This is a genomic window from Variovorax sp. 01T439_2 (assembly GCF_056398445.1).
On the sequence record NZ_JBFTPJ010000140.1, the window covers coordinates 1 to 10,961 of the forward strand.

Genomic DNA, 10,961 nt, shown 5'->3' on the forward strand with positions numbered 1-10,961 from the left:
GGCGCCTCGCCGCGCAGCGCGGCTTCGAGCCGCGCGATGGCGGCGCGGATCTTCTGCACGTCGCCGCCGGCATTGGCCGCGTCCAGTGCCTTGGAGGCCTCGAGCACATGGCGGTCGTGCTCGCTCATTGCAGAGGAGACCTTTTCGCGCTCGGCGGTCTTGCGGTTGAAGGCTTCGTCGATGGGTGCGCGGAACGCGTCCCACAGCTTTTGCTCATGGCGGCGGTCGAGCGGCACGCCCTGGGCCTCGGCCTGCCAGCGCTGCTGCAACGCCTTGACGGCATCGATGCGCAGCATGGGCTGGGCGCCGAGCTCGGCGGCTTCCGCGATCATGGCCTGGCGTCGTTCGATGCTGGCCTTTTGCGCCGCCTCGAAGGGTGCGCGCGCGGCGCCGAAGGCTTCGTTCCACTGCGGCTGCAGCTCGGCGAAGATCTTCTCGCCCACGTGGCCGGCATCGCGCCAGCGGTCGGCAAACTGATGCAGCGCGCGGTTGTGCGCCTTCAGGTCGGTGGGGTTGGCGTGCTCGGCCGCCCAGGCCCGCACTTCTTCGATCAGCGCCACGCGGTGCGCGCGGTGCTCGGCCGCATCGGCGCGCACCTTCTCGAGCCAGGCCTCGACCACCTTGTGGGCTTCGTTGCAGGCTTCGTCGAAGCGCTTCCAGAGCGCGTGGTTGGGCACGCCGCCCTGGTCGGCCTGCTTCCACTGGTCGCGCAGCGAGCGCAGGGTTTCCTGCATCTTGCGGCCGCCAAGGGCCTGGCCTTCGGGGCGCTTGAGCAGGCCTTCGGCCTTGGCGACGAGGTCTTCGCGCACCTTGTCGGCGCTCCAGCGCTGCCAGCCTTCGAGCTCGCCGGCTGCGACCAGCGCCGCATGCACGCGCGCCTCGAGCGGTGCCTCGACCAGCTTGCCGTGTTCCTTCAGCACCGCACGCAATGCGGCGGCCGCGCCGGCGCTGGCCTTGCCGTGGCCTTCGGCGGTTTCCTGTTCGAGCTTGGCCAGGGCCGCCTGCACGGCGTCCTGTGCCGCTGCACGCACGGCCGGGTCGACCTTGGGTGCCGCGGGCTTGGCGGGCGCCGCCTTGGGTGCGACGACTTCGCCGCGCGCGGCGCGCAGCTCGTCGGCCCACACCGGCACCGGCGGCAAGGGGGCGGCAGCGTCGGCGGCCGCGGCCTGCGCCTGGGCCAATGCCGCATGGAACGCATCGGAGACGACCAGCAACTGCGCCTTCGACGCTTCGAGCTGCGGGGCGAACCTGGCATCCAGGCTGTTCCAGTTGGCATCGGCCGTGATGTCGGCGGCCTGCTGCTGCCAGTGGGCCACATCGGCGCGCAGCGATTCCTCGGCGGCCTGGGCGTCCTGCCAGCCCTTGGTCGACAGCACCTCGAAGCGCTGGGCCAGCAGCACGGCGGCCTCGCGGTGCACCTGGGCGCGGTGCTGCAGGTCTTCGATGCCCTTGACGCGTTCGGCCAACTGCACCTTGAAACCCGCGAGCGGTTCGCGCGAGAGGGGCGCGCCGGCCTTGGCGGCGTCGCGCTGCCAGGCGAGCGCATCGGCGATGTTGAGCTTGGGCTGGGCCAGCAGCGCCTCGGCCTTTTGTGCCCATTCGGCGGCAATGGCCTCCTGGCTCTTGGCGCGCTTGAGTTCGTCAAGCTTTTCGCGCAGCAGGCGCGCGGCGCCCTTGTCGCGGCCGCTCAGCTCCTTGAAGACTTCCTGCATCTGCTCGGGCGCGGGGTTGCCTGCGAGCCAGTCGCGGATGCGCGCGGCGCGCTCGCCCGAAGTTGGCGCGGTGAAGGCGCCGCCGGTGAGCGTGTCGAGGGCCTGGAGGTCGTGTGGCTTGGAAGAAGTAGAGGTCACTTGCGCGAAATCGTTGTCTGAAGAGAGAAAGCGAAGGCGCCGGCAAAGGCCGGCGCACATCGACATTTTCACCCAGTTGTGGCGGGCGGTTGAATTCCATGCCGCAACCGCAGCCAAATGGCTGCCGGAAGCGGCGCGGGATGGCTACCTATATGGCGAGGCGGAGCGGAAAACCAAGTGGGCGTTCGTCACTTCATGGCCAGGTCGAGCTCGGCGCCGGGCTTCCAGTCGTCACCGCTCGCCTTGGTCTTCACGGCACCGAGGAACAGGCGCTCGCTCGGCAGCTTCTGGGCCAGCAGGTAGTCGCGCACCACGGCGCCGCGCTCCACGGCCAGCTGGCGGATCGACTCCTCGTCGACCGGAATGCTCGCGAGCAGCAGGTTTTCCATTTCCTTCACCGGCAGGTCCTTGGCGAGGCCGACCATGTTGCGCGGCTTGGTGATGTCCGCGCGCTTGTACACGGCGGTCAGCAGCTCGGGGTATTCGGCATCGGTCAGGGGCGGCACCTCGGTGCCGTCCTGGCCGCCGCGCACCGCCACGCGCCGCTTCTCGGCCTGGGCGAGCTGGCGCAGGCGCTGGCGCTGGTAGGCGTCGCGCTCCTTTTCGAGGCTGGCGGTGCCGACCACCGTCATCCGCAGGTTCGGACGCTCCGTCAGCGCCTTCACGACCTTGTCCAGGCTCTCCTTGGCAGTGGCGCTGAGCACGGCGCTTCCGGGCTCGAAGGTGATGGTGCTCGACTCGCCGCTGCCGCCGCCGAGTCCGCCGGTCAGCAGGCTGAACGGCGAGGTCACCGCCTTGACGATCAGGTTGACCACCGCCTTGAAGATCAGCGGGCCGATGCTGAACTGCGGATCGTTGAGCGAGCCCCTGAGCGGCAGGTCCACGTCGATCACGCCGTTGCGGTCGGCCAGCAGGGCCACCGCGAGCCGCACCGGCAGGCTGTTGGGCGCGCCCTGCACTTCGTCGCCGAACTGCAGCTGGTTGAGCACCAGCTTGTTGGAGGCCGTGAGCTGGCCGTCGGGTGCGATCTTGTAGTTGACGTCCATGCTCATCTTGCCGCGCTCGATGCCGTGGCCGGCGTAGCGCACCGAGTATGGCGACAGCGGTGCCAAGTCGAGATCGCGCATCTTGGCGGTGATGTCGAGCTCCAGCGGCTTGGCCAGCGGATTGAGCTTGCCGGTGATTTCCAGCGCGGCGGTCTGCTGCGCCTTGCCGCGCAGTTCCAGGTCGGCCAGCGCGGGACGGCCGCCCTCGCCCTTGGGCGGGTTCGACGAGAAGGAGCTGAGCTTGCCGGTCAGCTCGCTCAGGTCGGCCGAATAGTTGGGCTTCACGAACAGGTCGGTGAAGTCGATGCGGCCGTTGACCAGGCTCATCGGGCCGAAGTTGATGACCGGCCTGGGCCCCGCATCGGCCTCGGCCTGCGCGGTTGCGGTGGGCGCCGCGGCCGGCTTGGCCGGCTCGGGACCGCCGCCGACCATGGCCTCGGCCGAGACCGGCGCACCGCCGCCCGAAGGCTGCTGCGGTCCGCCGCGCGTCGTGGTGGTGGTTCCGCCGAGGCTGCGGCGGGACTTGACGTCCGCGCTGGCCGCGGCGGCGGCATTGGCGTCCGCCTCGCCCTTCTTGGTGAGGTTCACCAGGTTGAGCCGGCCGGTCGGGTCGACGATCACGCGGGCGAAGAAATCGGTCAGCGTGGTTTCCCGCACGTCCACCGCCGGCGGGGCATTGGGTGCCATGCTCACCTGCAGGCCGCGCAGGCTCAGGGTCTTCCAGCTCAGCAGCTGGTTGGTGTTGCGATCGAAGCCGGGCGACTGGGTCAGCGAGATGCTGTTGGCGCGGAAGTCGTCGAGCGCCGTGTCCCCGGCCAGCTTGATCGTCATGCCGGCCGGCGCGCTGGCGTAGCGCACCGTCCCCTTGTAGCTGGCGAAGGCGCGGCGGATGTCGACGTTGAGCGCGTCGGCGTAGTAGGCCTTGAAGGCATGCGCCGGGAACGAGGCCACTTCGAGCCGGCCCTCGGCCGAAAGCGGCTTGAGCACCACGTTGCCCTTGTAGTCGAAGCGCCCCGGCTCCGAGCGGCGGGAGCCGATGCGCCCCGAAACCTGCAAGGGCGAGACCGTGGCGGTTTCGGGCGCGACCTTCTGCGCCTTCAGGCTGAAGGCCGTGATCTCCACGGCTACCGGCGTGGCGCTGGCCTTGTCGGCATAGGACAGCGTGCCGTTGTCGACCGCCAGGGTGCCGATGGTCAATGCCCAGGGCTTGGTGTTGGCGCCGGGCGGTGCCGCCTCGGGGCCCGCGCCGGCAGGCTTGGGCGCGGCCGCCTTGGCCTGCGCCATGCCGCCGTTCCCGGCCGGCGTCTTGAGCCAGCGCTCGAACATCCAGCGCTTTTCGCTGTCGCGCTCGACCTGCACCTTCGGGTTGGTGGCGGTGAACGAGGCCACGTCCAGCGTGTGCTTGGTCATGTCGGCTTCGGCGTCGATCAGCTCGAAGCGCCCGACGCTTGCCAGCGCGGTCTTCGCCTGGGTGAGCGCCAGGCCGTCGACGGCCACGCGCCGCGCCTTGAAGCGCAGGTCGGGCTGGGCCCACGCAACCTCGACCTGGCCGCTGAGCTTGCCGTCGAGCGTGGGCTCCAGGCTCTGCGCCAGATAGGGGGCCGCCAGCGACAGCGGCAGCGCGTCGACCTCGGTCTGCACCTCGGCCACCTTGTCGGTGGCGCTGCCCTGGAACTTGAGCGTGGCGCCGGCAATGGCGGTGCTGCCGCTGAACCGGGCCGGCTTCTCCATGGGCCAGGTGAGCTCGGTCAGGTCGAGGCCGAGCGCGGTCGTCTCGATGGCCGCGGCCGGCTGGACGGTTTCATCGCGCCATCCGATGCGCCCGCCGCTGAGAGCCACCTTGTCGACGCGGACCTTCAGCTTCGGCTTTTCGGGGGCCTTGCCGTCCGGCGCGCTTGCCGCGGCGGCGGGGGCTTTCGCCACCTTCTCTGCCGCTCCGGTGGCCGGATCGGTGGCCAGCAGGTTGAGCTGGCCCTTGGCGTCGCGCGCGACCGCAAGCTGCGGATTGGCCAGCGCCACCTCGCTCAGGTGAAACACCGCTTCCAGCGGCCGCACGTCGGCCAGCGCCAGCTTGAGCGAATCGAAACCCAGGAGGTCCCGCCCCCGCGCATCGCCGAGCTTCGCCTTGTGCGCCTCGACCGTGCCGGTGATCTTGAGGCCGGCGGTGGCAGCCTGCTCGAAGTCGATCTTCAGGTCGGCATCCAGGCTGCCCGCCTGCAGTTGCACTGGCAGGCCGCCCGGGATGTAGCCCAGGTACGGCGCCAGGTCGAGCCCCTTGAACTGCACGTGGGCGTCGGTCTTGCGGCTTGCCGCGAACGGCGTGGTGAGGGCCGCCGAATCGAACTTGCTGCCGTTGAGCGCGAAAGCCAGCTTGGGCTCGGTGTTGATGTCGCGCTTGGAGGCCAGGTTGCTCAGGAACGGCACGTTGAGCACGAAGCCGCGCAGCTCGTGCCTGCGCTTGACGGTCTGGTCGTCGAAATCGACCGCGCCGTCCCTGATCGAGATGTTGTAGATCGCAAAGCGCGCCGGTTCGGCCTTGGGATCGGGCGGCGGTCCGGCCGCGAGCTTGGCCAGGATGTCGTCGATGTCGTACTTGCCGTCGGCCTGGTGCGTGAGCAGGATGGCCGGCGCCTCGACCGTCACCGCATCGATCACCGGCGCCAGGCGCAGGATCGACTGCAGTTCGGCGTCGGCATAGATGCGCTTGACCGCCACCTGGGGCCGGCTGCCGTCGGCCGTGGCAATGCGCAGGTCGTTCAGCGCGAGCTCGAGGGTCCAGGGCTTGAAATCGATCTTGCCGACCGTGACCTGCCGGCCCAGCTTCTCGCTCGCGATCTTCTGGAGCTGGCTCTTGGCAATTGGCGGCACCGCGAGCCAGGCGATGACCCAGAGCGCCAGCAGAACCAGCAACGCGACGATCCCACGTCGCACCCATTTGTTTTGTTTGAGCGAAGCTACATCCATCGCGGGAGTGTGCCGCAAAGAAGCTTGGAGCCAGAAACAAGAAAGCCCGGCAATTCGACGAAAAGTCTCATTACCGGGCTTGATGGCGGGCACAAAACCCATGCCATCGTTTCGCGCGACCGGAAGTCAATGGTTCCTGCCGTGCTGGCAGCAAGAGATTGCCGCCATGGATCCTCCATCGTTCCAACCCTTGACTTGCACCTCGGGCCGTAGGATTTCGGAAAACCGCCTGAGAACTCAGGCGTATTCAGATTAGGCGCCCCGCCCTTGCATTGCAATGCCGTCTTCCAAGGGTTTTCCCTTAGATTTTGTTTAAATATGTAATCACATAAGGGAATAGGTTCTTATACTTGACCGGGTATTTAGCCGCGCTAGAATCCCGCCTGCCCCTGGCCTGCCCCAGACCCAGCAGGGGCCACCTGAATCCGCTGCCGAGTTCCCCCGGCTTGATCAGGCCGCCGCGCTCCACCCCCTACACCTCCATGCGCGGAGCCTGATTCGTACCAATCCAAGCGCCGCTGCCTTCATCCATCGCCCCCGCGGCGCTGCGACCAGGTGCCGCACAGAAAGGAAGAGCGATGAACAAGGCGTTTGATGCCACGGCCCGCGGGCTGAGGACCTTTGTGTCCGATGTGGCAGACGGCTTTTTTGAGATCACCCACAACGGGTTTGCACTGGTTGGCCTGGCCATCGTGTTCGCGGCCCTCGCCCTGGTGGCGCGGCCCGACCTGCGCAAGGCCGGCGAGGAACAGCTCATGGGTTGGCTGCAGTCGCGCAAGCCCGCGCCCGAAGCCACCGACCTGGAGCCGACCGCCATCGTGCGCACCACGGCCGCGAGCCCCGGCGACCTGCCCAAGCAGCAGGCCGCCGTGGCCTATTGGCTCAGCAAGAAGTACCGCGTGGCGGCCGAACCGCTGAGCGTGCTGGTTGCGGAGGCCTATCAATTGGGCAAGCGCACCAAGCTCGACCCGACGCTGATCCTGGCCATCATGGCTGTCGAATCGAGCTTCAATCCCTTCGCCCAGAGCCAGGTCGGCGCCCAGGGCCTGATGCAGGTCATGACACGCGTGCACGGCGACAAGTACGAAAGCGCGGGCGGCACGCTCACCGCCTTCGACCCCGTGACCAACATGCGCGTGGGCGTGAAGGTGCTGCAGGAATGCATCGCCCGCGCCGGCTCGCTCGAAGGCGGCCTGCGCTACTACGTGGGCGCGGCCAACCTCGAGGACGACGGCGGCTATGCCGGCAAGGTGCTGGCCGAGCACGAACGCCTGGTTCAGGTAGCCAATGGCCGCAATCCGCCGACCATGCCAACGCCCGCGGCGCCGGTCGTGCGTGCGCAGGCCCAGCCGATTCCGGTTGCCGTGCCGCCCAAGCCGCAACAGGCGGCCGAGCCGGCAGCGGACCCGCAGAAAGTGGCCCTGCTGTCGGGCGTTTCCTGAGCCCCTGCGCTACACTTCACCCCGTACGCGACTGGCGATAGGCGCAGCACCCCGCACGGTGCCCTGCGCTGACGTGGAATACCACTGGGAAGCGTGCCGCCTGGCATCCATACAGGCGTTCAGCCGTTCGCCTGGGCAGCCCTTGTTTGGTTGAAGAACAAGGACCTCGTCTTCAAAGGACTGCCATGTACCACCGCAACATCCTGGTCGAACAGACCGATCCCGAAATCTGGGCTGCCATCCAGGCCGAAAACGCGCGCCAGGAACACCACATCGAACTGATCGCGAGCGAAAACTACGCCTCGCCGGCCGTCATGGCCGCGCAGGGCTCGCAGCTCACCAACAAATACGCCGAAGGCTACCCGGGCAAGCGCTACTACGGCGGCTGCGAGCATGTCGACGTGGCCGAGCAGCTGRCCATCGACCGCGTCAAGCAGATCTTCGGCGCCGACGCCGCCAACGTGCAGCCGCATTGCGGCGCCTCGGCCAACGAAGCCGTGATGCTGGCCTTCCTGAAGCCCGGCGACACCATCATGGGCATGAGCCTGGCCGAAGGCGGCCACCTGACCCACGGCATGCCCCTCAACATGAGCGGCAAGTGGTTCAACGTGGTGAGCTACGGCCTCGATGCCAACGAAGCCATCGACTACGACGCGATGGAACGCAAGGCGCACGAGCACATGCCCAAGCTGATCATCGCGGGCGCCTCGGCCTACTCGCTGCGCATCGACTTCGAGCGCTTTGCCAAGGTGGCCAAGGACGTGGGCGCGATCTTCATGGTCGACATTGCCCACTACGCCGGGCTCGTGGCCGCGGGCGTGTACCCCAACCCGGTGCCGCATGCCGACGTGGTCACCTCCACCACCCACAAGAGCCTGCGCGGCCCGCGCGGCGGCATCATCCTGATGAAGTCGCAGCACGAGAAAGCCATCAACAGCGCGATCTTCCCGGGCCTGCAAGGCGGCCCGCTCATGCACGTGATCGCCGCCAAGGCCGTCGCCTTCAAGGAAGCCATGTCGCCCGAGTTCAAGGCCTACCAGCAGCAGGTGGTCAAGAACGCCCAGATCGTGGCCGACACCCTCACCGAGCGCGGCCTGCGCATCGTGAGCGGACGCACCGAAAGCCACGTGATGCTCGTCGACCTGCGCGCCAAGGGCATCACCGGCAAGGAAGCCGAAGCCGTGCTGGGCAGCGCCCACATGACGATCAACAAGAACGCGATCCCCAACGACCCCGAAAAGCCGATGGTCACCAGCGGCGTACGCATCGGCACCCCGGCCATGACCACGCGCGGCTTCAAGGACGAAGAGGCGCGCATCACCGCGAACCTGATCGCCGACGTGCTCGAGAACCCGGAAGACGCCGACTTCGTGCGCAGGCGCCGCCAGTGCAGCGCCTGCGACAAGCGCTTCACCACCTATGAGAGGCCCGACGTCAACTTTCCGGTGGTCGTCAAGAAGGACGGCAGCCGCGCCGACTTCGAATCGGGCAAGGTCCGCGCCTCGATGATGCTGGCGCTGCGCAAGCGCCCGGTCAGCATCGAGCAGATCGACAACGCCCTGCTGCGCATCGAGCAGAAGTTGCTGGCCAGCGGCCTGCGCGAGATCGATTCGACCAAGGTGGGCGAACTCGTGATGCGCGAACTGAAAAAGCTCGACAAGGTGGCCTACGTGCGCTTTGCCTCGGTCTACCGCAGCTTCGAGGACGTGGACGAGTTCCGGCAGCTGCTGCGCGACATCTGAAGAAGAGCCCCGCGCTCAGCGGTTCCAGCAGGCCTGCACCAGCGCATTCGAAGCGCTGGTCTGGCCGGCCGCCAGCTTGACGCCCTGCTGGTTCACCGTGAGTGTTTTGCATTCGTCGGCGGCCGACGCGCCCTGCGGCACGGCCCGCAGCGTGTAGCTGGTCGCGTCCCGGGCCGCATAGCTGATGGTGTAGTTTGCCGTGCCGGAGGATGGCGCCTGGTTCAGCCCCGCCGGCAGCGCAACGGTTAAAGGCGGATATTGGCCGTTGGCCGTCAGGTAGCGCTCGGTCCATTGCGCCGCCTGCAGCAGCTGCTGCTTGGCATCGGCCCGCTTGGCCCGCAACACGTAGCGCGTGTAGCTCGGGTAGGCGATCGCGGCCAGGATGGCGATCACCGCCGTCACGATCATGAGTTCGACCAGCGTGAAGCCGCGCGGGCGAATCCGCTCTTTGCGGGCCTGCATTTCAGGATGTTTGTTCATGCGGCGTCAATTCCACGAGATCAGGTTGCGCCAGCCGAAGCGGCGCACGGCTTGCGGCAGCTCGGTCTCGTTGCAGCCGCCGGCCGCATTGCAGATCACGTGCTTGCCTTTCTCCGCGGCGTCCTGCGGCCGAAAGACGATGTCGTCCCGGCCCGAATGGTTCCGGAAGCCGAGGTAGCTGCCCAGCGCGCTGGTGGACCCGTTGTAGGCGATGCCGTCGGGGACCACGCCGCTGAAGAAGTCGATCACCATCGACCAGCCGTCGTCGCTGGTGCCCGGCGCGCAGTCGAGCGAATTGCTCGCCGAACCGGGAATGGTGGACGAGAACAGCCCCGCGCTGCCGCTCAGCGCATCGCCCGGATAGACGATGCGCTCGCCCGCGGTTCCCAGTTCCAGATACCAGCCGCGCTTGCCGCCCGAGCCGCTGTAGCTCACGCCGTGGTTCGACGCGGTGCGGAATTCCACGTCGCCTTCCTTGACCGTGCCGGTCCCGATGGTCTGCGCCACCAGGTCGGCCAGCGCCGCGGTGCCCGTGCTGCCGTTGGCGCGGTCCCAGACGCCGTACAGGTACTGCTGGGCGGTGCTGCCTTCGTCGCCGGCGGCAAACAGCCGGCCGGTGCCGAACATCACCATGTAGCCGCCGCGCGGATGGTCGACGACCAGCGGCGCGGCCGTGATCGGCTGCGTGGCGCCGGCGGCGAACAGCGGCGCGTCGTCCAGGCTCGATGCGCCCAGGGTCGCCTTCCAGTCGCTGCTCTTGCTGCTGCTCAGGTCGAACTTCCAGAGATTGCCGAGCAGGTCGCCGGCATAGACGTAGTCGACCTTGCCATCGCCGTTGCGGTCCACCACCTGCGGCGCCGACAGCCCGTTGCCGGTGCCGGCGGCCTGCGTGGCCGGCGCGGGGATCTTCAGCACGGACTTGTCGCCGTCGAGGTACTGGATCCACAGCATCGCCTTCTCGCTCGTGCTGTTGTAGCCGTTGCCCAGGATCACGGCCCTGCGGCCGTTGTTGAGCCGCGCCACCTGCAGCGCGCGCCTCGAAAAGGAATCGAGCACGGGTTGCTGGAACTGGTGGCCGAGGTCGTCGTCTGCGACCGCGGTGGTATCGATCAGGGCCACGTCGGCGGCGTTGGTCTCGCCGATGTTCTCGGGCTTGGTGACGTCGAGCACGAAGTACCCCTTGCCGCCCGCCCCCAGCGTCCCCACGAGGAAGGACTTCCACAGCTTCGCCTTCTCGGTGTCGGTGGCCTTGGCGTCGGCGGCCGAACCCATGTAGATGTCGGCCACGAACGGGCTGCCGTCGACGTAGTACCTGTGCGAGTAGGTGCTTTCGCTGAGCTTCTTGAGCTGGGGCGCCGCCGCCGTGCCATAGACGCCTTCCGGCACATAGGCGAACGCCTCCTGGCCGGTGCCCGCGTTGAAGGCATGCAGCATGCC

Annotated in this window: 6 protein-coding genes and 1 riboswitch; of the genes, 2 read left to right on the top strand and 4 right to left on the bottom strand. The window is 67.9% G+C overall.

What is annotated here, in order from left to right; all coding sequences use genetic code 11:
* A partial coding sequence (locus tag AC1DOC_RS09255; protein WP_478129700.1) for a DUF349 domain-containing protein occupies positions 1-1,850 on the bottom strand: 1,850 nt, incomplete at its 3' end.
* Between the two features lie 188 nt (positions 1,851-2,038).
* Positions 2,039-5,860 carry a DUF748 domain-containing protein gene (locus AC1DOC_RS09260; RefSeq protein ID WP_478083361.1) on the bottom strand — a complete coding sequence of 1,274 codons (3,822 nt, stop codon included), beginning with the start codon at positions 5,858-5,860 and terminating at the stop codon, positions 2,039-2,041.
* A gap of 578 nt (positions 5,861-6,438) precedes the next feature.
* Between AC1DOC_RS09260 and AC1DOC_RS09265 the strand changes: the two genes are divergently transcribed.
* Both AC1DOC_RS09265 and nrdR read left to right on the top strand, forming a co-directional pair.
* Positions 6,439-7,302 (top strand): transglycosylase SLT domain-containing protein, encoded by an 864-nt coding sequence (locus tag AC1DOC_RS09265; RefSeq protein WP_478079265.1) that lies wholly within the window; start codon positions 6,439-6,441, stop codon positions 7,300-7,302.
* 17 nt (positions 7,303-7,319) lie between these two features.
* Positions 7,320-7,446, top strand: a riboswitch (ZMP/ZTP riboswitch).
* Positions 7,447-7,487: 41 nt separating this feature from the next.
* Entirely contained in the window at positions 7,488-9,044 is a 1,557-nt protein-coding gene (nrdR, locus tag AC1DOC_RS09270) for a transcriptional regulator NrdR (protein ID WP_478129701.1), read from the top strand.
* Positions 9,045-9,059: 15 nt separating this feature from the next.
* Here nrdR and AC1DOC_RS09275 read toward each other — a convergent pair whose 3' ends face one another.
* The gene (locus AC1DOC_RS09275) at positions 9,060-9,506 is read right to left on the bottom strand and encodes a type IV pilin protein (protein ID WP_028254348.1); all 447 of its coding nucleotides are present in this window, start codon (positions 9,504-9,506) and stop codon (positions 9,060-9,062) included.
* A gap of 24 nt (positions 9,507-9,530) precedes the next feature.
* On the bottom strand, positions 9,531-10,961 hold a 1,431-nt coding region (locus tag AC1DOC_RS09280), incomplete at its 5' end, for a pilus assembly protein (RefSeq protein WP_478129702.1).